21 protein-coding genes are annotated in these 23,063 nt (G+C 64.4%); 6 read left to right on the forward strand and 15 right to left on the reverse strand.

Features of this window, described 5'->3' with window-relative positions; translation table 11 throughout:
• Positions 1–70 precede the first annotated feature (70 nt).
• Together ACVZTU_RS17065 and dcd are read right to left on the reverse strand one after the other, a co-directional pair.
• Positions 71–1,273: a hypothetical protein gene (locus tag ACVZTU_RS17065; protein ID WP_482400943.1), complete on the reverse strand. Its 1,203-nt coding sequence runs from the start codon at positions 1,271–1,273 to the stop codon at positions 71–73.
• Positions 1,270–1,848, reverse strand: coding sequence for a dCTP deaminase (gene dcd, locus ACVZTU_RS17070; RefSeq protein WP_139468980.1), 579 nt, complete (start codon positions 1,846–1,848; stop codon positions 1,270–1,272). The genes ACVZTU_RS17065 and dcd overlap by 4 nt, the downstream gene beginning before the upstream one ends.
• A gap of 312 nt (positions 1,849–2,160) precedes the next feature.
• Here dcd and ACVZTU_RS17075 point away from each other — a divergent pair, with 312 nt between their 5' ends.
• The 3 genes from ACVZTU_RS17075 (at position 2,161) to ACVZTU_RS17085 (ending at position 5,853) form a co-directional block, all read left to right on the forward strand.
• Complete coding sequence (locus ACVZTU_RS17075; protein WP_482400944.1) at positions 2,161–3,672, forward strand: LPXTG cell wall anchor domain-containing protein; 1,512 nt, start codon at positions 2,161–2,163, stop codon at positions 3,670–3,672.
• Between the two features lie 6 nt (positions 3,673–3,678).
• Positions 3,679–4,830, forward strand: a complete 1,152-nt coding sequence (locus tag ACVZTU_RS17080) for an ABC transporter (protein ID WP_482400945.1) — start codon at positions 3,679–3,681, stop codon at positions 4,828–4,830.
• A gap of 63 nt (positions 4,831–4,893) precedes the next feature.
• The gene (locus ACVZTU_RS17085) at positions 4,894–5,853 is read left to right on the forward strand and encodes a hypothetical protein (protein ID WP_482400946.1); all 960 of its coding nucleotides are present in this window, start codon (positions 4,894–4,896) and stop codon (positions 5,851–5,853) included.
• Positions 5,854–6,080: 227 nt separating this feature from the next.
• Here ACVZTU_RS17085 and ACVZTU_RS17090 read toward each other — a convergent pair whose 3' ends face one another.
• The 3 genes from ACVZTU_RS17090 to mmsB form a co-directional block, all read right to left on the reverse strand.
• Complete coding sequence (locus ACVZTU_RS17090) at positions 6,081–8,015, reverse strand: NHL domain-containing thioredoxin family protein (protein ID WP_482400947.1); 1,935 nt, start codon at positions 8,013–8,015, stop codon at positions 6,081–6,083.
• 178 nt (positions 8,016–8,193) lie between these two features.
• On the reverse strand, positions 8,194–8,931 hold the full coding sequence (locus ACVZTU_RS17095) for a YggS family pyridoxal phosphate-dependent enzyme (RefSeq protein WP_139468975.1): 738 nt from the start codon (positions 8,929–8,931) through the stop codon (positions 8,194–8,196).
• Positions 8,932–9,137: 206 nt separating this feature from the next.
• Positions 9,138–10,043, reverse strand: a complete 906-nt coding sequence (gene mmsB / locus ACVZTU_RS17100; protein ID WP_139468974.1) for a 3-hydroxyisobutyrate dehydrogenase — start codon at positions 10,041–10,043, stop codon at positions 9,138–9,140.
• Positions 10,044–10,183: 140 nt separating this feature from the next.
• On the opposite strand from mmsB, the gene ACVZTU_RS17105 reads away from it, so the two are divergent.
• Positions 10,184–11,059 (forward strand): LysR family transcriptional regulator, encoded by an 876-nt coding sequence (locus ACVZTU_RS17105; protein ID WP_139468973.1) that lies wholly within the window; start codon positions 10,184–10,186, stop codon positions 11,057–11,059.
• A gap of 90 nt (positions 11,060–11,149) precedes the next feature.
• Here ACVZTU_RS17105 and ACVZTU_RS17110 read toward each other — a convergent pair whose 3' ends face one another.
• The 7 genes from ACVZTU_RS17110 to rpmB form a co-directional block, all read right to left on the reverse strand.
• Complete coding sequence (locus ACVZTU_RS17110; RefSeq protein WP_139909335.1) at positions 11,150–11,896, reverse strand: 3-hydroxybutyrate dehydrogenase; 747 nt, start codon at positions 11,894–11,896, stop codon at positions 11,150–11,152.
• A 193-nt stretch (positions 11,897–12,089) separates the two neighbouring features.
• Positions 12,090–13,448, reverse strand: a complete 1,359-nt coding sequence (locus ACVZTU_RS17115; RefSeq protein WP_139467449.1) for an MFS transporter — start codon at positions 13,446–13,448, stop codon at positions 12,090–12,092.
• 399 nt (positions 13,449–13,847) lie between these two features.
• Positions 13,848–15,905 carry a bifunctional copper resistance protein CopD/cytochrome c oxidase assembly protein gene (locus tag ACVZTU_RS17120; protein WP_139467450.1) on the reverse strand — a complete coding sequence of 686 codons (2,058 nt, stop codon included), beginning with the start codon at positions 15,903–15,905 and terminating at the stop codon, positions 13,848–13,850.
• Positions 15,906–16,142: 237 nt separating this feature from the next.
• Positions 16,143–16,430 carry an HU family DNA-binding protein gene (locus ACVZTU_RS17125; protein ID WP_025779153.1) on the reverse strand — a complete coding sequence of 96 codons (288 nt, stop codon included), beginning with the start codon at positions 16,428–16,430 and terminating at the stop codon, positions 16,143–16,145.
• A 69-nt stretch (positions 16,431–16,499) separates the two neighbouring features.
• A complete protein-coding gene (rpsN, locus tag ACVZTU_RS17130; RefSeq protein ID WP_025779151.1) occupies positions 16,500–16,805 on the reverse strand; it encodes a 30S ribosomal protein S14 in 306 nt (101 codons plus the stop codon).
• Positions 16,806–16,811: 6 nt separating this feature from the next.
• Positions 16,812–16,979 carry a 50S ribosomal protein L33 gene (gene rpmG / locus ACVZTU_RS17135; protein WP_039211931.1) on the reverse strand — a complete coding sequence of 56 codons (168 nt, stop codon included), beginning with the start codon at positions 16,977–16,979 and terminating at the stop codon, positions 16,812–16,814.
• On the reverse strand, positions 16,979–17,215 hold the full coding sequence (rpmB, locus tag ACVZTU_RS17140; protein WP_025779147.1) for a 50S ribosomal protein L28: 237 nt from the start codon (positions 17,213–17,215) through the stop codon (positions 16,979–16,981). The genes rpmG and rpmB overlap by 1 nt, the downstream gene beginning before the upstream one ends.
• A gap of 586 nt (positions 17,216–17,801) precedes the next feature.
• Here rpmB and ACVZTU_RS17145 point away from each other — a divergent pair.
• Positions 17,802–18,761, forward strand: coding sequence for a protein kinase (locus tag ACVZTU_RS17145; protein ID WP_139467451.1), 960 nt, complete (start codon positions 17,802–17,804; stop codon positions 18,759–18,761).
• A gap of 58 nt (positions 18,762–18,819) precedes the next feature.
• Here ACVZTU_RS17145 and ACVZTU_RS17150 read toward each other — a convergent pair whose 3' ends face one another.
• Genes ACVZTU_RS17150 through ACVZTU_RS17160 form a run of 3 tightly spaced genes read right to left on the reverse strand, consistent with a single transcriptional unit; the run spans position 18,820 to position 22,011 of the window.
• Entirely contained in the window at positions 18,820–19,146 is a 327-nt protein-coding gene (locus ACVZTU_RS17150; RefSeq protein WP_229664082.1) for an AtuA-related protein, read from the reverse strand.
• Entirely contained in the window at positions 19,130–20,563 is a 1,434-nt protein-coding gene (locus ACVZTU_RS17155) for an acyclic terpene utilization AtuA family protein (RefSeq protein WP_248283854.1), read from the reverse strand. The genes ACVZTU_RS17150 and ACVZTU_RS17155 overlap by 17 nt, the downstream gene beginning before the upstream one ends.
• Positions 20,551–22,011 (reverse strand): CitMHS family transporter, encoded by a 1,461-nt coding sequence (locus ACVZTU_RS17160; protein WP_482400948.1) that lies wholly within the window; start codon positions 22,009–22,011, stop codon positions 20,551–20,553. Before ACVZTU_RS17160 ends, ACVZTU_RS17155 begins: the two co-directional genes overlap by 13 nt.
• A gap of 87 nt (positions 22,012–22,098) precedes the next feature.
• Between ACVZTU_RS17160 and ACVZTU_RS17165 the strand changes: the two genes are divergently transcribed.
• On the forward strand, positions 22,099–22,995 hold the full coding sequence (locus tag ACVZTU_RS17165; protein WP_139467453.1) for a LysR family transcriptional regulator: 897 nt from the start codon (positions 22,099–22,101) through the stop codon (positions 22,993–22,995).
• Positions 22,996–23,063 lie beyond the last annotated feature (68 nt).

Consider the following 23,063-nt stretch of genomic DNA (forward strand, 5'->3'; position numbering starts at 1 on the left):
GGCTCTGCCCCGACACGACACCGCTCACGCGCGAATCCGAAGGCTGGTCACGCGCGCATCCGACAGCTGGTCACGCGCGCAGCTGTCTGCTGGTCACGAGGAAGCCGTTCTCGTCGAGACCGATGCCGTCCGAGCCGACGAGCAGCTCGGCTCCGATCGCATCTGTGAGTTCGGCCACCCGACCGCGCATCCGTCGGAAGCGGCGACCCTGGTTCGGCTGATAGCGCTTCGACTCGGTGTCCATCCAGTGCACGTGGTATTCGATCTGCGGGGCGACGGTGTGGGCGGCGACGATCGGCGGAACCCACTCGGCTTCCATCACTCGGATCTCGAGGCTGCCGGCGGATTCATCGATCTCGCCGAGCGGAACGAGCAGGGCATAGCCGTCGAGGATGACCGGGGCGGAAGGGTCGAAGAGCGGATCGTCGATGCTCGCTTGGGCCAGCACATCCTCGTCGGGGGTGGGCAGGGACTGCTGGAAGGCGTGCGGGGCATGGCGGCGGACGAAGTCGAGCGCGACCGACGGCTCCATCCAGTACGAGGAGTAGATGTAGAGGTCGACCTTCGCCTCCGGGTCGGGGATGATCACCCGCGTCGGCAGTCCGGGCTCGTCGGCCAGGCGCACGCCCGCGTGGAGGCGGGAGGCGACGGAGAGCATGAGGCTGAGCATCCGCTCCTCCTCCCGATCCGGCATTCCGTTGGGGAAGGCCTCGTGGAGTCCGTCGGCGTCGGCGAACCAGTCCGGCGGCGGGGTCGGCTGCCGATCCCGGGGGCAGTCGATGACGATGGCATGCCGAGCCCAGTCGGGGACTTCGAGCGCGGCGGCATCGGCCGGGTCGAGGGCAGCCCCGGAGCTCAGTCGGGAGTGCCGGCTCAGGCGCAGCTGCCCGTGCTCGTCGAGCACGGGGCGCAGATCGGGCAGCTTGTTGTGGATGAGCGCGAGGACGTCGGAGACCTCGACCGCATCATCGAGGAGGATGAGGTGGAAACCGCGCAGATCCGCCGAGGTGGCCGTGTCCTCGGGCGCGGACGTGTCACCGCCGTATCCGGGCCGTCCCGTCGACGGCATCCCGGTCCGCCGCCTGCTCGCGGCCTGAGCGTCGGAGGCAGGGGGCACGGGGGCGGAGGCATCTGTCGGGGCAGAAGCATCCGTCGGGGCAGAGGCATCCGTCGCTTCGGCGTCGGGGGCCTGGTAGCGCGCAGCGTCGGCCTGTTCCCGGGCGGCGCGTTCAGCGGCTTCGCGTTGCAGCCGCAGTTCGCGGCGGGTGATCACATGTCCCTCCGATAGAAATTGAGGTGCGAACGGGAAGCGGTCGGGCCGCGCTGGCCCTGGTAGCGGTTGCCCGTGGCCTGGGAACCGTAGGGGTTCTCCGCCGCCGAGCTGAGTCGGAAGAAGCAGAGCTGGCCGATCTTCATCCCCGGCCAAAGGGTGATCGGCAGGGTCGCGACGTTCGACAGCTCCAGGGTGACGTGGCCGCTGAAACCGGGGTCGATGAAACCGGCCGTCGAATGGGTCAGGAGACCGAGACGTCCGAGCGAGGACTTGCCCTCGAGCCGAGCCGCGACATCGACGGGCAGAGTCACGAGCTCATGAGTGGATGCGAGGACGAACTCCCCCGGGTGGAGGACGAAGGGCTCCCCCGGAGCGGCTTCGACGAAACGGGTGAGTTCGGGCTGCTCGAGGCTCGGGTCGATGACCGCGTACTTGTGGTTGTCGAAGAGCCGGAAGTAGCGGTCGAGACACACGTCGACGCTGGCCGGCTGGATCAGCGACGGGTCGTAGGGGTCGAGGGCGATGCGTCCGGAGTCGAGCTCGGCGCGGATGTCGCGGTCGGAAAGGAGAGTCACGCTTCCGATGGTAGTCGCTGCAAGCCCCGCACGCTTGAGCTTTCTCTCCTCTCCCTTCTGCCGAACCATGGGTCGAATACGCATAACCGGCCGGCAAAATCTACCGACACGCCGAAACTATGTCACAAAACGGTAACGATTCTCGGGAATTCTCCTGATTTTTACCCGTGTGTCTCCCCATAGCGGCGGATGAATGCTTTAGGGTAATGAGCTGTACGGACCCGCGCACGATGGTGCCTTCCCCTTCTTAAGCCAAGGAATGCCGGGAGTCCATCGTCTTTCGTGGGTAGACAACAATCGAAAGGCATTACTGTGAAGACCTCGCGTCTTGTGCTTGCCCCCGCAGTAGCCGTTGCATTGACAGGTCTTGCTGGCGCCCCGGCGTTCGCAGCGACAGAGTCCACCGCTTCGGTCCCTCAGCAACCGCTGTGCGCCCAGGGTGATCAGCAGTCATCGAGCAGCTCCGAATCGGATTCTTCGGTTCCCGACGAGTCGGATCCGCAGGCGACCCTTGCGCAGGCGCAGGTGACCCGCGCCGACATAGCTGACGACAAAAAGGGAATCGGCTTCTCCGGCACCGGATTCAGCCCGGACCAGAAGGCCACGGTGACCGTCGTCGGCACCGATGGCACCGAATACTCGCCGGACAAGAAGCTCACGGTCGACGAAGACGGAAAGGTCTCCGGCACCTACTTCTTCACCGTCACCGACGGTGCCCAGGTGCCTGTCGGCGAGTACTCGCTCTACCTCACCGATCTCAAGTCCGAGAAGAAGTCTTCGAAGGTGACCTTCGAGGTCGTCTCCAAGGCCTCCGAGGTCGACGAACCGGGCAAGGGCGACGACGATAAGTGCGATTCGGCCACCGGTCCCATCAAGACTCCGGACGAGACTCCCAGCGAAACGAAGTCCCCGGAGCCCTCTGAGACGAAGACCGAGGAGCCCACCACCGAGGCACCGAAGCCCAGCCCATCGGAGACGAAGACCGAGGATCCGACCACGAAGGCTCCCGAGCCGACGGAGACCAAGACCGAGGAGCCCACCACCGAGGCACCGAAGCCGAGTCCGTCGGAGACGAAGACCGAAGAGCCCACCACCGAAGCGCCCAAGCCGAGCCCGTCGGAGACCGACAAGGGCGAGGACAAGGACGACAAGGCTCCTGCCGACGGTGTGAAGCCGGGACCCGCCGAGGGTCCGAAGGACGAAGCGCCGAAGTCCGACGAGCCCAAGGTCGATGAGACCGACGGTGCCGAAGACGACAAGAAGGCCGAGGACGAGGCTCCCGAGTCCACCGGTCCGGCCAGCCCCGGCACCGAGGACAAGAAGCCTGCTGCAGCCGCACAGGCGTCCATGTTCATCAACCCCACCGAGGTCAGCTCCGAGGACTTCCTGAACGACGGCATCAAGATCGGCGTCAGCGGGGCTCAGCCCGGCGAGAAGGTCTCGATCACGGTCGAGCATGCCCAGGGCAAGGTCGACCGCTACACGATGACCAAGGAAGCCGATTCCGATGGCAAGGTCACGTTCGGTGTCCAGGCCAAGGTCAAGGCCGTGCTCGGCACCTACAACGTGCGTGCCCAGGCCGAGAGCTTCGATGAGCCCCAGGGCGGAAGCTTCACCGTGCTCACCAACGGCACCGCCGTCGACGAGGGCGGAAACGGGGCCGGGAACGGCAGTGGCTCGAACGATTCGGGCAGCGACCTGCCGCGCACCGGTGCCGAGATGACCGGACTGGCTCTCGGTGTCGGTCTGCTCGCAGTCGGTGCAGCAGCTGTCATCATCACCCGTCGGCGGATGAACGCCTCCGACGATCCCGCGGAGTTCTAAGCCGCGTTGAACGATGAATTGTCCCTCGCGGGGCTGCAGCTCGACGGACGCGAGATCGACCTCGGACGTCTGCGAGCAGGGACAATGCTCGGACTCATGGGCAGCCCGGACAGCACCACCTCGGTGGTGCTGTCCGCGGCGGCCCTGCCCCACGTCGCACCACCACCACGCTTCCCGACCGGTCGCCGGTCGGGTCGCTTGCGTGTGCGCAGCTGGATGAAGAGCTATCTTCGCGAAGCCGATGCCGGATCTGGGGAGGCGGCATCGGCAGCGGATCCATCGGCTGCATTGACATCATTCGGACTGCGTCCCGATGTTCTGCGCAGTCGTCTCGACGACCTCGACGCGACCGATCGTGCCCGCCTCGCCCTGGCCGCGGCCTGGGCGAGCGGCGCGAAGTGGCTGGCTCTCATCGACCCGTTCGGTTCGGTCCCCGGCCATCTGCGCACCGGGCTGCGAGGTCGCTTCGCCGAACTCGTCGACCAGGAGGGCCGCGGTGTCGTCTTCAGCTCGAATTCGCTGACCGACCACACCATCGCCGAGGCGGGGGTGGCCGATATCGAAAAGGACCAACTCGTCGCGCTCGGCTCCTTGGAGCAGATCGTCACCGAACCGCGCGGTTCGCTGCCGGCCGAGCTCAGCGGCGTCAATGTCTATTCCGGGCTGGCCCGGAAGGGATGGCTGTCCATCGGCCATTCGGCCGTGCGCGCCCGCACCGAACTCGACGGGAAGGTGTTCGTCACCCTCGGGTGGCGTGCCGCCCTCCTGTCACTGGACGAACACGACCCGGCGTTCACCTCGGCGACGGTGTTCGAAGCCATCGTCACGGGACTGCGCGATCGCGGTTCCTGTCTGCAGGCGAAGCTCTCACCGGTCGACACGGAGATGGGCCTCGCGCTCGACGTCGACCTCGCCGACCTCGCCGGAGTGCCGAGAACGCAGCCGGATCCGACGAAGTCCGACGCATCCGCCGAATCGGCTGAGGATTCTGCGGCGACCGCCGAGTCAGACGCGAGCGAAAAGCCGACCATCGGATTCGGTGTCCTGCACCCGGGACTCGGCGCGACGATCTCTGAACTGCGAGCCAACGTCAAGGTCGGCACGCATGTCTTCGTCGAGGTCGACACCTCTGCCCTGCATGCCTACCCGGTCGAGTGATCCGCGGCAGATAGACTGAGAACTGCCCAGTCCCCTCAAGTCCCCAACCGAATCAGGAGCGCCATGCGAACGTCGCGCAGACTTCTGATCTCAGCGCTGACGGTCGTCGTCCTCACAGTGGCAGCGGTCCCCCTCCTCAACTTCACCGTCTACACGCCCGCGCGAGCCGCCGAATCCTATATCTCGGCGATCGAACGCGGCGATGCGCAGAGTGCCTTCTCCTACCTGTCCACGCCGACTCCGACATCGACCTTGGCACTCAGTGACGAAGTGCTCTCCGCGGCTCCCGATCTGCCGCGCGAGCCCGAGGCCGAGACCGTTTCCGTCGACGGCGATCACGCGAAGGTCAGCCTCAGCTACAACCTGTCCTCGCGGGAGCAGACCGTCGATCTCAACATGGTCCGCCTGCCTGCCAGCGCGGGACTCTTCAACCGCTGGGCCATCGAACAGGAAGCATGGCCGACCTTGACCCTGGACGTCTCCGGTTCGTCGACGGCGACGGTCAACGGATACGGGGTCAGCACGGGGAGTGTGCCCGTGCTGTTCCCGGCGAGCTACCTCGTCGGTTTCGATGCGACGTATCTGAAGTCGCGATCCCAACGCACCGAGGTGACCGCCCCCGGCGACTCCCCCACCGTGAAGCTCTCGCCCGAACCCACGGCCAAGCTCGAGCAGACCGTGGAGGAGCAGGTCACCGACCATCTGCAGGACTGCATGAAGTCGAAGACACTCATGCCGGCCGGCTGCGTCTTCGGCTACGACACGGACAACGAGATCATCGGCGATGTCTCCTGGTCGCTCGAGCGCAGTCCGCAGATCGGGCTGACCTCGTCCGGCAGCGATCTCGAACTCACTCCCTCGACGGTCGAGGTACGGGTCAGGGGACGCTACCGGGACATCGTCACCGCTGCCGAACACGACTTCGACGAGAAGCTCTCCTTCGTCCTCGGCGGCTCGGTGGTCGTCAAGTCCTCACAGGTGAGCTTCGAACCGCGCCGCCTCGGCGACGTCACCATCGCCTGAGGGGCGCTCCTCCTGCTGAGGTCCCAGTCCCGCTCCACAGGCCCGTGTCCGGACCTCCGACGGATGCGCCTCTCGCGGTTCTCCTTGCCACAGTGATTGTTGGGTCGATCCACGGCGTTCAAGGGACCGAAACCACCGTGGATCGACCCAGCAATCTCCGTGCATGGGCGATTCTGCGACTACCGTCCGCCTGATCGACAGCGGCCCTCGCTCCGGTGGCGGAGCGCTCAGGCGCCGCGGAGGTCGAGGGTGAGTGCGTTCGGAGCCGAATCCACGAGCTCGACGGGGATGCCCCAGTCCTGCTGGTAGAGGTGGCAGGCCGCGTGCAGCGGGATCTCTCCCCCGGGCTCACCGTCGCAGGCTGCAGCACGCGCTGTCACGTGCAGCACTCCCTCTGTGAACTCGGGATTGATGACGATATCTCTGCTGAGCCCCTCGGCTCCGCCTTCTCCTGAGGAGATGAGTTCCGGCGGCGTCGCAGACACCTGCAGGAACGTGGGATCACCCCACCGGTCGTCGAGCTTCTGACCAGCTGGGACAGTGAAACTCACGGTCAGCGACACCGGACCGGAGGCGATCTCCGTCGAAGGGCGCTTCGTCGTCAATGCGCCTTCGTCGACCTTCTGGGCGTCCTTGGGCAGCTTCACCCGGGTGAGTGCGTGTGCGGCGGACTCGACGACGATGAGTTCGGCGTCATCGGGGGTGCCTTCGTTGCCGATGAGGACGATGTCCGAGGGTTCGCGCAGGCCGCGCGCCAGGGTCGTGACTTCCTCGGTCCTCGGGTCGAAGCGGCGGATCGCACCGTTGTAGGTGTCGGCGATCGCGACCGACCCGTCAGGCAGGCTGCGCACTCCCAGCGGGTGCTGCAGGCGGGCTTCGGCGGCCGGTCCGTCGCGGAAGCCGAAGTCGAAGAGTCCGACGCCCACCAACGAGGACACCTCACCGGTGGCGGGGTCGAGGCGGCGGATCGCCGAGGTCTCGGAGTCGGCGACGAACACCTCGCCCGCTGGCCCGAGGTCGAGACCGGAGGATTGGGCGAACCAGGCTGACTCGCCGTTCCCGTCGACCAGGCCCTCGTTCATCGTGCCCGAGAGGATGCGGATCGTGCCGTCCTTCGGATCGAAAGACCAGATGGTGTGGTTGCCGGCCATCGCCACGACCACCTCGGCGGTGGAGGGGACGAAGAGGACATCCCACGGCGACGACAGCTTCACGTCTACCGCGGGTCCGTCGTATCGTCCCAGCTCACCGGGCTTGCCGCGGACGTTGTCGATGGCACCGACCATGTGCTGCTCACCGGTGCCGGCGATGGTCGTGACCGTCTCGTTCGTCAGGTCGATCCCGCGCAGGGTGTGGTTGACGGTATCGGCGACGACGAGGTGGTAACCGACCTCGGCCGCCAGATCGGCAGGCAGCACGGTGATGCCGCCGGGTTCGCTGAAGCTCGCCGAGGCGAAGTCGCCGTCGTCCGCGCCGCGCTCACCGGTGCCGATCCGGCGGATGATCGTGGCCGCATCGTCGTCGTATTCGACGAGGCTGTGGTGTCCGGAATCGGCGACCATGAGGTGGCCCGAGGGCAGCCGGGTGGCCTTTCCGGGGTAGAACAGGTCCGTCTCCGGGGCCGGCGGCGGAACGTAGGGCCCGTCGCCGGAGTGAAGGGTGCCCTTGGCCGAGTGCTCCTCGATGAGGCCCTCGATGATCTCGGTGAGGCCGGCCGCGTGGCCTTCACCGGACATCGTCGCTACGAGGTAGCCCTCGGGGTCGATGACGGCCAAGGTCGGCCAGGCGCGGGCGGTGTAGGCCTGCCAGGTGACGAGGTCGGGATCGTCGAGGACGAGGTGCTCGACCTGGTACCGTTCCACGGCCTGGTCGACGGCTTCGACGGTGCGTTCGAACTCGAATTTCGGCGAGTGCACGCCGATGATGACGAGCTCTTGTGCGTACTTCTCCTCCAACGGGCGCAGTTCGTCGAGGACGTGGAGGCAATTGATGCAGCAGAAGGTCCAGAAGTCGAGGAGAACGACCTTTCCGCGCAGGTCGGCCAGGGTCAGATCCTTGCCGCCGGAGTTCATCCATCGGCGGCCGACGAGTTCGGGCGCACGGACCTTGACGTCCCGTGCCGACGAAGTGGCTGACGCGGAGAATTCTGGACTGCTGTTCATGGTTCTATGATCGCAGATCCCCCACCGAGGCGGCCTCCCCGGTGTCATTGTGTGACAGTTCCGCTCGCGCCCGGTCCGGCGTTGGCTCTGTCCGCAGGCAGCCCGGTGCCGGTTCCGACTGTGATCGGTCCGGCGTTGGTTTCGGCCGCCGCCGATCAGCGGCGGGAGGGACTGTCGTTCAGGTGTAGTCGCGGGCGCCGAAGATGCTCGAGCCGACTCGGACGATCGTGGCGCCCTCGGCGATCGCGAGTTCGAAGTCGTTGCTCATGCCCATCGACAGCTCGGTCGCCTCGGCGGGCATGACCCCGGCCCCGCGCAGCTTCTCGCTGAGTTCGCGCAGGTCGGAGTAGCTTGGGCGGATCTCTTCGGGACTGCTGCCGGGAAGGCCGATCGTCATGAGTCCGCGCAGCCGCATCCGGCCGAGCTCCCGGGTCGCGGTGACGAGCTCCTCGGCGTCTTCGGGCGCGACACCGAACTTCGAGTCTTCGCGGGAGGTGTTGACCTGGATGAAGTAGTCGATGGTCTCATCGAGGACGTCGAGACGGTTGTTGATCTTCTCGGCCAGCGGGAGGTTATCGACGGACTGGACGCAGTGAGCGTGCCGCAGGGTGTGATTGACCTTGTTCCTCTGCAGGGGTCCGATGAGGTGGGTCTCGGGGTTGAGGTCGGCGAGAGCCTCGGCCTTGCCGGTGATCTCCTGCACCTTGTTCTCGCCGATGAGGGTGAACCCGTGCTCGAGGGCGACGCGGATCTTCTCTGCCGGCTGCGTCTTCGTGGCCAGCAGCACGCGCACATCGTCACCGCTGCGACCGCTCGACTCGGCGGCGGCGCGGGCACGGTCAGCCACCTCGTCGAGGTTGCCGATGATGGCTGCGATGTCGTCGGCGGACAGTGAGGGGGAATCAGGCGTACTCATGTCTCCAGTCTTGCATGAGCCGCGCGAAGTTTCAGGTCGCCGAGGATGCCCGGCCGAGAAACGAAATGCGGACGATCCGGGTCGAAATCATCGTGATTCCTCGACCTGGATCGTCCGCAGCTCGGTGCCGCCGTTGTGAGCGGGCTGTGCTTGTTCCAACCGCCTCAGCGTCGGTTGTTCCAACCGCATCGGCGTCGGTTGAGTGCTTACTTCGGCAGGCCCTCGGCGTTCGGGTCGATGTTCTTGATAAGCGCGGAGGTGTCGAGTCCGCCGAGGTCTTCGTCAATGAGCTTCTGCAGCTGTGCATGGACGAGGGTGGCCGCCGGGAGGTCGACTCCCTGGGTCTCGGCGCCGGCGAGGGCCAGGCCGACGTCCTTGTGCATGAGTGCGGTGGCGAAACCGGGCTTGAACTCGTTGTTCGCCGCGGCCGTGGTGGTCACGCCGGGCACCGGATACCAGGTCCGCAGCGGCCAGGAGTCGCCGGAGGACACCTTGGCAATATCGTGGAAGACCTTCGGATCGAGGCCGAAGCGATCGGCCAGCACAGCGCCTTCGACGACACCCTGAAGGCTGATCGAGAGCATCATGTTGTTGACGATCTTCGCGGCCTGACCTGCGGCGTCACCGCCGGCGTGGAAGATGTTCCCGGCCATTGCCTCGATGACGGGTCGGGCCTCTTCGATGTCGGCGTCGTCGCCGCCGAGCATGAACGTCAAGGTGCCGGCCTCGGCACCGGTGACGCCGCCGGAGACGGGACCGTCGATGAGGCGGAAGCCTGCCTTCTTCGCCTCGGAGTGGAGGAGGCGGGCCGAATCGAAGTCGATCGTCGAGGAATCGATGAGGAGGGTCTTCCGGTCTGCGTTGGCCAGGACTCCGTCGGGCTCGAGGTATGCGGTGCGCGCGTGCTCGCCCTTGGGCAGCATCGTGAAGACGATATCGGCACCGGCGACCGCCTCGGCGATGGAACTCACGGGGTTCACCCCGCTCTTCGCGGCTGCGTCCACGGCCTCGGGGACGAGATCGAAACCATTGACGGTGTGACCGGCCTTGACCAGGTTCGCAGTCATCGGGCGGCCCATATTTCCCAGGCCAACCCATCCAATCGTCGACATAATATGCCTCCTCGCATCATGTTCAGCAACTCTTACGTGTTCCCTCTCACAGTACGCCAGTGAACGCGCGGAAGCCCGGCGGGGAGCCTCACCTCTTCCGCACCGGTTATGTGCGCGTACGCAGATAGAATGGGGCCACTATGGCTTCCTATGCACCTGGCAGTTCCGGTCCGCAGATCGCCCCCGAGGATCTGCTGACTCTGCTCGCCGTCGCCCGGCTGGGGAAGTTCACGGCCGCGGCACACAGCCTCGGCCTCAACCACACGACCGTGTCCAGACGCATCGCCGCGCTTGAGAAGGCGTACGGCGATCGCGTGCTCGTGGCCTCGCCCGACGGGTGGGAGCTCAGCGCCGCCGGGCGTCAGCTGCTGCCGATCGCCGAGGACATCGAGGCCGCTCTGGGGCGCATCGATGCGCATTCGAATTCCGCTCTGTCCGGAACGATCCGGCTGGCGTGCCCGCAGGCCTTCGCCCTTGAGTACGCCGTTCCGGCGCTTACCGAACTGCAGGGGCAGCACCCGGGACTGCAGATCGAACTGATCACCGCTACGCAGCGGGCCCGGCAGTATCGGTCGGGCGTCGATATCGAAATCGTCGTGGGACGTCCGGATGCCCCGCGCTCGATCGCCAAGCACATCCGCGACTACCGGCTCCAGCTCTACGCTTCGCAGGATTACATCGCCTCGCATCCGATGCCGCAGACGCTGGATGATCTGGCCGACCACCGGATGGTCTACTACATCGAGAATTCGCTGCGGGTCGATGATCTCGACGAGGCGGCCGACGCACTTCCGCGCGGGAAGGGATTCTTCCGGTCGACCTCGGTGCATGCGCATGTGCTCGCGACCTCGCACGGTGCCGGGATCGGCATCCTGCCTGACTTCCTCGCCCACGGAAACTCCCGCTTGGTGCAGGTTCTGCCCGAGCTGTTCTCCAAGCAGGTGTCGTATTGGGCCTCAGTCCGCCACGAGTCCCTGCGCAACGCCGGAGTCCGCAAAGTCCTAGAATCCCTCTAATTGCTACCTGACGGCGGCCCAGCTACCTCGCGCGAGGTTGCTGGGCCGCCGTCAGGTAGTTCTGGGAGGGGGAGCGAGATGCTGGACAGTTCAGGCGGCCACCCAGCCCCCGTCGATGCTGTGAGCGCTGCCGTTGATGACCGCGGCATGGTCCCCGGCCAGGAAGGTCGCGATGGCCGCGACGTCCTCGGGCTCGGCGAGCTTGGGCACTGCTGAATGGCCGAGGAAGACCTGCTCGAGGACCTCGTCCTCGCTGATGCCGTGAGTCTTCGCCTGATCGGCGATCTGTCCCTTGACCAGTGGCGTGAGCACGTAGCCGGGATTGATCGCATTGCACGTCACTCCGTGCGGACCGGCCTCGAGCGCGGTCGTCTTCGTCAGTCCCATGAGACCGTGCTTGGCCGCGACATACGCGGACTTGTTCGCCGAGGCCCGCAGACCGTGGACGGAGGAGAGATTGATGATGCGTCCCCAACCGCGTTCGTACATCTTCGGCAGCACCGCCTTCGTGAGCACGAACGGCGCTTCGAGCATGAGCGTATTGATCAGCCGCCAGTCCTCGAGCGGAAATTCCGTGATCGGGTGGATCCGCTGGATGCCGGCGTTGTTGACGAGGATGTCGACGTCGAGCTCGGTGCCGTCCAGCGCCGCGGTGTCCGCCAGGTTGACTGCCCACGCTTCGCCGCCGATCTCGTCGGCAACGGCCTGCGCCGAGTCGGCGTCGACATCGGCGACGATGACGGAGGCTCCGGCCCGCGCAAACGACTGCGCGATCGCTTTTCCGAGCCCGGATGCTCCGCCGGTGACGAGGGCGCGTTTGCCGGTGAGGTCTCCCATGAGATGTGCCTTTCGTGGTTCGAGTCTGTCGTACGTGTCCATCTTCCACCCTGCGGAGGCCGAGGAATCATCGAGGTGGGCGCCGAGGCGGCTGCCGAGCGTAGGTCGTAGTCCGACAGGTGAGGTCGGCGCCAGGCAAAGGGGCGGTGCCGATATTCACCGACACCGCCCCTCACCGGGTCAACATCCGGCCTCAGCTGGCCGTGGCGACTCCGCGGCGCACCTTGTCTGCATGGTCGAGCGAGCGCAGGTCGATCCCCTTGGTCTCGCGGGTGAACATGAGTGCGATGAACGAGATGATCGCAGCGGCCAGCAGGTAGAGCGCGATCGGCACCGAGGAGCCGAAGGCGTCGAGCAGTGCGGTGGCGATGATCGGCGCGAAGGATCCAGCGACGATGGCCGTCACCTGGTAGCCGGTCGAGACGCCCGAGTTGCGCATGCGGGTCGGGAACATCTCGGACATGATCGCCGGCTGGCCCGCGTACATCAGTGCGTGGAAGACGAGACCGATGAGGAGGGCGAGGAAGATCATGCCGGCACTGCCGGTGTCGTACATCGGGAAGGCGAAGAAGCCCCAGGTCGCGGTCAGGATGATGCCCACGGCGTAGGGCATCTTGCGTCCGATCCGGTCGGTGGCGGCACCGACGAGCGGAACGAGGACTGCGTGGATCGCATGGGCGCCGAGGAGGAGGCCGAGGATCTCGGCGGATTCGATCTTCACCTGCGTGGCGAGGTAGGTGATCGAGAAGGTCACCACGAGGTAGTAGTGGATGTTCTCGACGAAGCGCAGGCCCATCGCGGCGAAGACCTCACGCGGGTAGCGCTTGAATACGGCCTTGATGCCGTAGTCGACGCCTTCTTCGATCTCCTCGGCCTGAACCTCGTCGAAGATCGGCGCATCGGAGACTCGGGTGCGGATGTAGTAGCCGATGAGGACGATGACGGCCGAGAGCCAGAACGAAATGCGCCAGCCCCACGACAGGAAGTGCTCTTCGGTCAGCGTTGCAGTGAGAACGAAGAGAACCGCGGTGGCCAGCAGGTTGCCCAAGGGCACGCCGGACTGCGGGAATGATGCCCAGAAACCGCGCTCCTTGTTCGGAGCGTGCTCGGCCACGAGGAGGACAGCTCCGCCCCATTCGCCGCCGACTGCGAAGCCCTGGACCACACGCAGCAGCACGAGCAGGATCGGAGCGAGGTAGCCGATCTGGTCGAAGGTCGGCAGACAGCCCATGAGGAACGTGGCCACACCGACGAGGACGATCGAGAGCTGCAGCAGCTTCTTGCGTCCGTACTTGTCGCCGAAGTGACCGAAGACGATGCCACCGACGGGGCGGGCGATGAATCCGACTGCGTAGGTGGCGAAGCCGGCCAGGATCGGCGTCAGCGGATTGTCGGAAGGCGGGAACAGAATGTGGTTGAACACCAGCGTGGCGGCCGAACCGTAGAGGAAGAACTCGTACCATTCGACGACCGTTCCGGCCATCGAGGCAGCGACGACCTTGCGCAGCTGAGCGCGGATCGACTTCCTCTCAGCATTGTTCTGAGAACTCATGGGACTCCTTCGTTTCCACAATCCGCGTCACCGTTGAATGCGCGAATAGGCTTGCTCCGGCGCCGACCGGCTGACAACCCGGAGCACTCAGACCGCATCGGCGCGGCCGGTGTACCCCTGCTTCAGCGCAGTGTTTCGGGCGCTTGGATATTTCTCATCCAAGGATCAGTGTGCGCCACGTTACGGAGTTTTTGGTAACGACCTGGCCATAATCCGAGAATTTCCGGTGCACATTCGTGCACAGCCGATGTGCAGCAGTCAGCTGTGACTGCTGCGAGCGAGCAAGGCCCATTGCGGCGCGAATCGTCCCTGCGCGTCAGGCCAGCACCTCTGCGTCTGAACACCACGCCAGCCATCGAGGTACCACCGCAGTCAGCGCAGCGAGCACAACCCCGAACCTCACCGTCGGCGCGGAGGCGCCTTCGCATCGCGTTCGGCCATCGAGGCGAGCATCGCATTGTAGGCGCGCAGCTCGGCGTCGTCGGTGCGGTCTTCGCTGCGGTCGATGCGCTTGGCCTCCCGGTCCGAGGACTTCGCCCATTGGACGCAGACCATGATCGCGATGAACAGGGTCGGGAATTCGCCGATGCCCCACGCGATGGAACCGCCGAGCTGCTGGTCGTCGATCGCCGTGTAGCCCCATCCTGCGCCGACGTTGCCGAACCAGTCTCCGGCGATCAGCACGTTCGAACTCATGATCGAAATGCCGAAGAAGGCGTGGAAGGCCATCGTCACCAGCAGCATCACGAGCCGCATCGGGAAGACAGGGCGCTTGACGCCCGGATCGATGCCGATGAGGGCTTGGGCGAACAGGTACCCGGCGCCGAGGAAGTGCGCGATCATCAGTTCGTGCCCGATATGAGTATCGAGCGCGTAGTACATGATTCCCGAGTAGTAGAAGACGACCAGCGAACCCGCGAAGTTCACACTCGCCACGATCGGGTGCGCGAAGAAGCGCAGGTACGGAGTATGGACGAGCCAGAGCACCCATTCGCGCAGGCCGACGGACCCATCCGTGCGCGCCTTCGTTCCGCGCATGAGCATCGTGATCGGTGCGCCGAGCACGAGCGGCAGGGGTACGACCATGACCAGGAGCATGTGCTCGATCATGTGCGCGGAGAACTGCACCTCGCCGTAGACCCGGGGTCCGCCCGAGGTGACGTAGACGAGGAAGACCATGCCCACCAGCCAACTGATGAGGCGCAGCACCGGCCATTTGTCGCCTCGGCGGCGGAGGTTGATGAACGCCACGACGTAGGCGATCGAGGCGCCCGCTGCGATCGCGATCCACAGCGGATCCATCGACCATTCGCTGAAGTAGCGGGACAGGTTCGGCTTCGGCGGCAGCGGATCACCGGTGAGGATCTCGGCCGGGGTGGGGTCGCCCACCGGCTCCTGCGGCACGGGCGGCTGTGACCGGGCCAAGGCCACGGCCAATCCCATCGTGACCCCGAAGAGGATGAATTCGACGGTGATGAGGCGCCAGAATTCCACTGTCGCCGAGGCGGCTGTGCCCAAGCGTGAAATGACGAACTGACGGTGCCAGAATCCGATCAGACCGAGCAGGACCGTCGCGAACGCCTTTGCGAGGATGACCTGCCCGTACGTGGTCATGAGGTCGTCGAAGCCCTGCACGCGCAGAAGCGAGTTGACGACTCCGGAGAAGACGATGAGGCCGAAGGCGATGAGGGCGATCGTCGAATACCGTTCGACGATCGGCTTGAGGTTCTTCGAAGCGGCCAGACGGGTGCCCAACAGGGCGATGACGAAGAGCCCACCGAGCCAGAGGACCGCGCCGAGGATGTGCAGACCGAGGCTGTTGACGGCCTGCGTGTGCCCGGAGGCCTCTGCGGAGTGGCCCATCAGAGCCAAGGGGAGGATCACGGCGACGCTGAGCACTCCGGCGGCGGCGATGCCGATATGGGAGCGGGTGCCGAAGCACAGGGTCGAGGCGACAGCGATGAGGACGACGATGAGCACCCACAGCTGCCCGTAGGCGATCTGAGTGACGAACACGCCGAGTTGGTTCGAGAAGTCGAGATAGGCCTGGGCGCCCACAGTATCGACGAATGAGAAGACGAGCACGGCGACCGCGGACAGCGTCCACACGACTGAGGAGTATTCGGCGATCTGAATGGCCTTCGTCCACAGCGGGTCGAGAGGCACGTCATCGTCCGTGGCCTTGTGCCGGCGGGCGCGACCGCCGGCCGTGCGCGGGAGGATGAGGACGGCGAACATGAGGGCGCCGACGGTCAGCGACATCGCAATATTGAAGACGAACTTCGCTGCGGGAAGACCGAAACGGACGACAGAGCCGGGGTCATTGAGCAGAGTCGGGTTGGCTGCTCCGGTGAAGAAGAGTGCGGCCAGACCGGCGATCACCCCGAGGAAGACGACGATGGGGACCGTGGCACGTTGCACGAACCGTGTGATCGGCTCGAATCCTGAAGAACTCACTGCGTGCGGACCGCCCCTTCTGACATGACCCAAGGATATCGTTCGGCGTCGCCGCACTGCCAACCGGGAGATCTCTTCGTGGTCGAGATCTCGGGGAGCCGCCTCGGCGAGGATGGATTCAGTCGTACGGGACGACGATCCTCCCTGTTCGAAGGCGGTCTGAGACGCTTGAAGACGCTCAGAGACAGCAAACGGCCCGGATCATACGATCCGGGCCATTCGACGCTGCTGCGTTGATCAGTTCGGGCTGCCAGCGGCACCCTTCAGCTTCGAACCAGCGGACAGCTTCACGGAGTAGCCGGCCTTGATCTGGATCTCTTCACCGGTCTGCGGGTTGCGACCCTTGCGAGCGGCACGCTCGGTGCGCTCAACGGAGAGCCAGCCGGGGATGGTGAGCTTTTCGCCCTTGGCCACGACGTCGGAGAAGACATCGAAGACACCATCGAGCACGTCCGAGACCTGCTTCTGGGTCAGGCCGGACTTCTCGGCAACTTCTGCAACGAGCTCACTGCGGTTCTTAGCCATAAAAGTGTCCTCCTTAGGACAAGTCGGTAGGTCACCGGTCCGTTTTTCCGATGACGAACTTCCTCGAGATTACCAGCTCGACTTGGTAACGCCGGGCAACTCGCCGTTGTGTGCCATTTCGCGGAAGCGAACTCGCGAGAGTCCGAACTTCCGGAGGTAGCCACGCGGACGACCATCCACCTGGTCGCGGTTGCGAACGCGAACCGGCGAAGCATCGCGGGGAAGCTTCTGCAGTGCGAGGCGTGCTTCCTCGCGCTGCTCATCGGTGGAATCGGGGTGGGTCAGCTGACGCTTGAGAGTCGCGCGGCGCTCTGCATAGCGTTCAACGATGACGCGACGCTGCTTGTCTTTTGCGATCTTTGACTTCTTAGCCATGTGCGCTCAGCGCTCCTCTCGGAAATCGACGTGCTTGCGGACTACGGGATCGTACTTCTTGAGCACGATGCGGTCCGGGGTGTTGCGGCGGTTCTTGCGGGTCACGTAGGTGAACCCGGTGCCGGCCGTCGACTTGAGCTTGATGATGGGACGAACATCCTGTGCCTTAGCCATCAGAGCTTCACTCCCTTGGCGATGAGTTCGTTGACCACAGCGTCGATTCCGCGAGCGTCGATGACCTTGATGCCCTTAGCGGACAGGGTCAGCGTGACGTTGCGGCGCAGCGACGGAACGTAGTAGCGCTTTTTCTGAATGTTCGGGTTGAAGCGGCGCTTCGTGCGGCGCTTCGAGTGGGACACGTTGTGTCCAAAACCGGGGACTGCCCCGGTTACCTGGCAGGTTGCTGCCATGTCTCTCCTCCAGTTCACAAGTTACCGACTCTCGAAACAAGCCCCTGCGGGATTGCACTTGCGTGCCCTCTCCGCTTGCTTGCGCCGATGTCGGAAGACATCAACAAATTTTCTCGACTGTCACCGTGAAAATTGTGTACGCCAAAACAGGTCTGCCCGTTCGGGCGAGATGTCTCACCAGCGCTGAAGCCGTAGCCTGTGAGAGATGGCCGAAGCTGGAGTGCAGCGGTGGGTGAGCACCATGTGTGTCCTAGCAGATCGATCGGTGACCTGGCTGCTACGACACAACAAGAATCAATCTTACTGAGATGGCGGGCCGGAGGGCAAATTCATCCCGGTTTTCGCGGTGGGGTCTTCGTCACTGACATCGCCCACCTGGATGGGCTTGTGCGGTCGTCATCGATGCCCGGAGGGACCTTTGTCGACGCCCGGAGGGACTTTCACAGCTGGGGCCAAGCCAACTCGGTGATTTCCGCAGTAGGCTTTCGTCGGCAACGCGTCCTGTCGGCGATCCTGTTGAACGACTGCTCGACTCGTGCCAAGGTAAGTAGATGATTGCCACCACATCTGGCATTCAGGAGGACTGATGAGCGACGTTCCACAGAGGCCGCGCATTCGTCCGGCGACTAGCGACGACTGGCACAAGGGTTCAGGTGAACCTGCTGGTCAGACCCCGTCGTACGGGAATGACGCGGAACGTTCGTCTGCCGATTTCGACAACTCGACCTACTACGAGTACCTCGAACGGCACACGGGGGAACAGTCGATCTCGAAAGCTCGCAGCGGCAATGTCTTCGCCCCTGCCGGACGCTCACCCTTCGATGACGCTCACTCTGCCGGTTCCCACCAGTATGTGAATTCTCAGCAGTCTCAGCAGCCTGCCGGCGGTGGTGCCGGCAATGGCGTCGGCGGCTCGACACAGAATGGAGCCCAGACTCCTCCTTCCCCACAGTTTCCGCCCACCGTCCAAGACGATTCTTCCTCGCGCAATGGTCTGAAGATCGCTGTCGTCATCATCGTCATACTCATGGTTCTGGCCTTGGTGGGATTCTTCGGTATCCGGTGGCTCGCGCCGTCCTCGGGAACCGTCCCTGTGGATGTCGGATCCAGCGAGCCGGCCAGCCCGTCGCCCAGCCCTTCGGATGACCTTGTCCAACCGACGAAGAGCCCGGAAGACCAGCTCGACGCCTATACCGAAGAAGGCACCGAGAAAGCCGCTGACCTCGAAGGTGAGTGGGTGACTCAGGTGAGCGCGAAGAACGTCGGCCTCAAGGCCGACGGCAAGACCTGGTCAGCGCAGGACATCCTCAACGAGTACGAGGCCAACAAGGTCAAGTACCCGGGCGCAATCCTCATCCACAGCGGCGACTGGGCCTCGTACAGGGACGGCAGCTACTGGGTCACGGTCGTCGACACCGGCTACAGCAATCCGGAGCAGGCCCTCGACCAGTGCCGCTCGTGGGGTCTCGACCGCAACCACTGCATCGCCAAGCGACTCGTCAAAGACGGCAGCCCCAAGGACAACAGCGCCTACCTCGACGGGTAGACCGCACCGTCGGACCGGCCGGAGCACATGCAGGTCTGCCCCTCGACGAGCATCCCGCTCAGTGCTTCAACTGCATCGTCAGCAGGTGGTAGCTCAGCGTCTTTCCATGTCCGTCGAGGTGGCTGACTCCCGTGACACCCCTGCCCAGCATTCCCTTGAGTTCAAAACTCATGGCGTTCAGCCGCGGCAATAGACAGCGGCGGACTCGCGAGACCGGCAGCCCGAAGTGATGCGCCACTGCCTCCTCGGTGACCGCGCGACTCAGCACGGAGAATTGGGCCCCTTCACGGGCAATGACACCGAGGATGAGCGTATCCCCTTTGTCTCCGGTCCTGACTGTGGCCAGGTCATCGACGGTGAGCATGTGCTCAGACTTCGCGGCCATCAGACGCCTCCTCATGGTCAGTCAGTTCGTCGGCGTGAATGACGGAGACCTTCGTGAGTGCACGCGGCAGCGAACACGATTTGACACTGAGGCTCTCCCGAACGGACGTCCTTGCGCCGCCTCCTCCCGCCGGCCCGTTGGTATAGAGCGCCTCGACCTCGGCTCCGATCGCAGAGGCGCGTCTGCGGCTCTGAGCAGCTCCTGCCACCCGCAGTCGCACTTCGGGCGGATCTGCCACATCGCTGAGACCTCTGAAGCTGGCTCCGGCGCCGATGAACTCTACCGAGAGTTCGGATTCCCGATATCCGTGTATGCGCTCCAACCGACGTACGACGATGTCTGCCGCGAGCTGGGCACGCAACAGAGCCCGCGGGCCGGCATAGGTGATCTGTCCTTCTGCTTCCCACCCGCCGAGGTAGCCCAATGTCACCTTGAGCTCGACTGGTGCGGCAACTCCTTTTCCACCAGTTACAGCGATCCGGTCGGACCCGACCTCTCGGAGTACTGTTCCAGTGAAGTCTGCGACCACGTCCGGGGTGACGTAGGCACCGGGGTCGGCCACTTCGTAGAGCAGCTGCTCCGTGCAGGTCCGGACGGTGACGGCGCCTCCGGTACCCGCGAGCTTCCCAATGACGGCGTCGCCGCTGGGTGAGACATCGGCGTAAGGGAAGCCGAGACGGTCCAACCCTGCCACGGGCTTCGTCATCGGGTCGGCGAAGTATCCACCGGTGACCTGGCCTCCGCATTCGAGGAGGTGGCCGATGACAGTGGCCTGCCCGATGAGGTCGGAATCGTCGTCCGACCAGGAGAAGCTGTGGCTCAGCGGCCCGACGTACAGCGAGGGATCGGCAACTCTGCCGGTGATGACGATGCGTGCACCTTCGTCGAGCGCACGTCGGATGCCGGATGCGCCGAGGTAGGCGTTGGCAGAAGCGAGCCGGGGCTCCGAGCTGGCAGCCGGTTGGGAGTCTTCCCACCTAAGGGGATCCGTCGCAAGCACTTGGTCGAGCACATCGTCACCGATGACAACTGCCACCGGCATGTCAATGCCCATGTCGTCGAGAAGCCCAGCGACGGCGCGCCCTGCTGTAAGCGGATTCGCTGCTCCGCCATTGGTGATGATGCGAGTTCCGTTGGCCGAGCAGTGCGGTGCGGTGAGCCGGATCCTATCGAGCAGAGTCGGATCGTAGCCCGCAGAGGGGTCATTCAGCCGGGCTTTCTGAGCGTTCGCGACCGTCCGTTCGCCGAGGAGCTCGAAGACGAGGAAGTCGAGATGCCCAAGCTGCGCGAGCTCGAGGGCCGGGTCGAGACGGTCGCCGGCGAACCCTGCTCCCGATCCGATGCGAACTGTCCCAGGTTCTGGCGGATCAGCTTCTCTGGCCGTTGAGCCCAGATCCTGTGCTTTTACGATACCCACAGCGGAATCACTCCTAGTGCGATGGCGACGATGGTGACGACGATGCTGACCAGCCACAGCCAGCCGGTGGCGCGGATGATGTGCTTGCCGATCGGGACCCCGGCTAAGCCGACAAGCAGATAGAAGGAGCCGGTCAACGGGCTGATGGGGAAGCCCAGTGTCTCCTGCCCGATGATCGATGCCTGACCGAGGACGACCGGATCGATGCCGTAGGTGCTGCCGACGCTCGCCAGCACGGGCAAGAGCCCGAAATAGTATGCGTCCGGGCCGAACAGCAGACTCATCGGCACGCCGAGCACAGCGACGATGATCGGCAACACCGGCATGACGCCGGCGGGAAGCACAGCGGTCGCCGACTTGGCCATCGCCTCGATCATTCCGCTTTCGTCGAGCACTCCCAAGAGCACACCCGCTGCCAACAGAGTGCTGGCCATGAGCATGCATGATTTGGCGTTGAGGTCGAACTGTTCGGACTGACCCGCCATTCCGCGATGGTTGATCAGCAGAGCGAGAATCGTTGCAACCATAAAGGTCAGTGCGGGTGAGATCACGCCAGTCATCATCGTCGCCAAGGCAGCGACGAGCACGACACCATTGAGGACGAGCGACAGCACCGTCGGCCCCGCCTCCGCTGGACCGCGAGTGGAGTTCGAATCACCCGCAACATCGGTTCCGTCGGGTGAGCCCGATCCCGCCGTCTGGTCGGTTCCAGCCGTTTCCTCCGAACCCTGTGCTGATCGGATTGTGCTGGATGCCTCCGCCGAACGGCCGGCTTCTGCAGCCGACGTCGCTGCGACCATCACCGAGTCGGCAGAGTCGTCAGCAGGCACCCGGTCGAGCCGCTTTGCTTCACGATGCCCGAGGTACCAAGCCACTGCCAGAGCCGCAATGATCCCAGCGATCTGAGCCGGGATGAGAGGGACCCACAAGTCGTTCGCATCGACCTTGATCGTTGCCGCCGCACGGGCAGTCGGCCCTCCCCAGGGCAACATGTTCATGACGCCGGCGCCCAGCGCCACGCACGTCGACAGCGTCAACCGGCTCATCCCGAGACGCTGGTAGAGCGGCAGCATGGCTGGGATCGTGACCAGGAACGTCGTCGCACCTGCACCGTCGAGGTGAACGACACATGCCAGAAGTGTGGTCGCAACGGCTACGTTGCGCGGTGAGGATCCGCCGAACCTGATGATCCGATCGATGATCGGGTCGAAGAACTTCGCATTGCGCAGGATTCCGAAGTAGACGATTGCGAAGATGAACATGACGACGACGTCTGCGACTCCCGCGATTCCGGCTGAGACGAATTCACTGATGTCGGTCGGCGACTGTCCGGCGATCAGCGCCGCGACGAGCGGCACTCCGGCCAATGCGACGACCGGAGAGACCTTCTGCGTGAGCAACAACGCCAGAATGATGAGCATGGTGACATAGCCGATAAGTGAAAGCACCTTTGATTCCCTTCTCGATGAACGTATTCATCCTCGTTGAGCATGAGTAGGACCGTCCAATATCCGTTGCGGCTAGACTCATGATTTATGGTTATCAATCTGTCCTTGCACCACCTGCGAGCAATCGAAGCGGTGCAGCGCACGGAGAGTTTCACCCGTGCGGCCGAGGAGATCGAGGTCAGCCAGCCGGCTCTCAGCCGTACCGTCGCGGAGGCAGAGCGACGCATCGGCACACAACTGTTCGAGCGCACTACCCGCAAGGTCACCGCAACGGTTACCGGCACCGAAGTGGCACTGTACGCCGCACACGCAGTTCGCTCGTTCGACTCGGCATTGGAACGGATCTCCGGCTTCGTCACCGGCAGTTCGGGGCAGGTGAGAATCGCCTGCCTGCCATCGTTGGCAGCAACCGGTTTGCCCGAGGTCGTTCACGCGTTTCGCCGGGAGTTCCCGGAGGTCGAACTCGTCATCCGTGATGCGGCTCAGGATCAGGTCGTGCCGATGGTGACCGAAGGGACGGTGGACATCGGCCTCGTCGCCTTCACGGACTCTCTCCCTGCCGATCTGGCAGTGACTCCATTCCTGTCCGATCCTTTCGTCGCAATCGTTCCACGCGGTCATCGATTGGCTGCACGCGCATCTCTGCGGTGGGAGGAGTTCCACGGCGAAGAGTTCGTCGGCTTCAACTCCGTGACGAGCATCGCGCCGATGGTGCGGCGAACTCTGCTCAAGGCAGCAGCAGAACCCCATGAAGTGCAGACGGCAGATACGATTCCCGCGGTCGGCGGCATGGTGGCAGCAGGTATGGGCATCACCGCAGTACCGAGGTTGGTCGTCCCCCTGATGAATTTCAGCGATCTCGTCAGCATCCCGATCATGCCCACCATTGAACGCAAACTGGTGATCGCCTACCTTTCCGATGCTCCGCTCCCGCGCCCGGTCTTCAACTTCAAACAGCGACTGATCGAGTCAGCCGCCGAGTGACTGGCGAAACGCTGAAACGCCCCGGCTTCGCACTGTGCGAAGCCGGGGCGCTCAAGCTCCCGGAGCCG

Source organism: Brevibacterium sp. OS20 (assembly GCF_056837565.1).

Bases quoted from the DNA above. Each gene is read 5' to 3' on its own strand.
- ACVZTU_RS17085 (WP_482400946.1), top strand. From the start codon at position 4,894: ATGCGAACGTCGCGCAGACTTCTGATCTCAGCGCTGACGGTCGTCGTC.
- ACVZTU_RS17090 (WP_482400947.1), bottom strand. From the start codon at position 8,015: ATGAACAGCAGTCCAGAATTCTCCGCGTCAGCCACTTCGTCGGCACGG.
- ACVZTU_RS17095 (WP_139468975.1), bottom strand. From the start codon at position 8,931: ATGAGTACGCCTGATTCCCCCTCACTGTCCGCCGACGACATCGCAGCC.
- mmsB (WP_139468974.1), bottom strand. From the start codon at position 10,043: ATGTCGACGATTGGATGGGTTGGCCTGGGAAATATGGGCCGCCCGATG.
- ACVZTU_RS17105 (WP_139468973.1), top strand. From the start codon at position 10,184: ATGGCTTCCTATGCACCTGGCAGTTCCGGTCCGCAGATCGCCCCCGAG.
- ACVZTU_RS17110 (WP_139909335.1), bottom strand. From the start codon at position 11,896: ATGGGAGACCTCACCGGCAAACGCGCCCTCGTCACCGGCGGAGCATCC.
- ACVZTU_RS17115 (WP_139467449.1), bottom strand. From the start codon at position 13,448: ATGAGTTCTCAGAACAATGCTGAGAGGAAGTCGATCCGCGCTCAGCTG.
- ACVZTU_RS17125 (WP_025779153.1), bottom strand. From the start codon at position 16,430: ATGGCTAAGAACCGCAGTGAGCTCGTTGCAGAAGTTGCCGAGAAGTCC.
- rpsN (WP_025779151.1), bottom strand. From the start codon at position 16,805: ATGGCTAAGAAGTCAAAGATCGCAAAAGACAAGCAGCGTCGCGTCATC.
- rpmG (WP_039211931.1), bottom strand. From the start codon at position 16,979: ATGGCTAAGGCACAGGATGTTCGTCCCATCATCAAGCTCAAGTCGACG.
- rpmB (WP_025779147.1), bottom strand. From the start codon at position 17,215: ATGGCAGCAACCTGCCAGGTAACCGGGGCAGTCCCCGGTTTTGGACAC.
- ACVZTU_RS17145 (WP_139467451.1), top strand. From the start codon at position 17,802: ATGAGCGACGTTCCACAGAGGCCGCGCATTCGTCCGGCGACTAGCGAC.
- ACVZTU_RS17150 (WP_229664082.1), bottom strand. From the start codon at position 19,146: ATGGCCGCGAAGTCTGAGCACATGCTCACCGTCGATGACCTGGCCACA.
- ACVZTU_RS17165 (WP_139467453.1), top strand. From the start codon at position 22,099: ATGGTTATCAATCTGTCCTTGCACCACCTGCGAGCAATCGAAGCGGTG.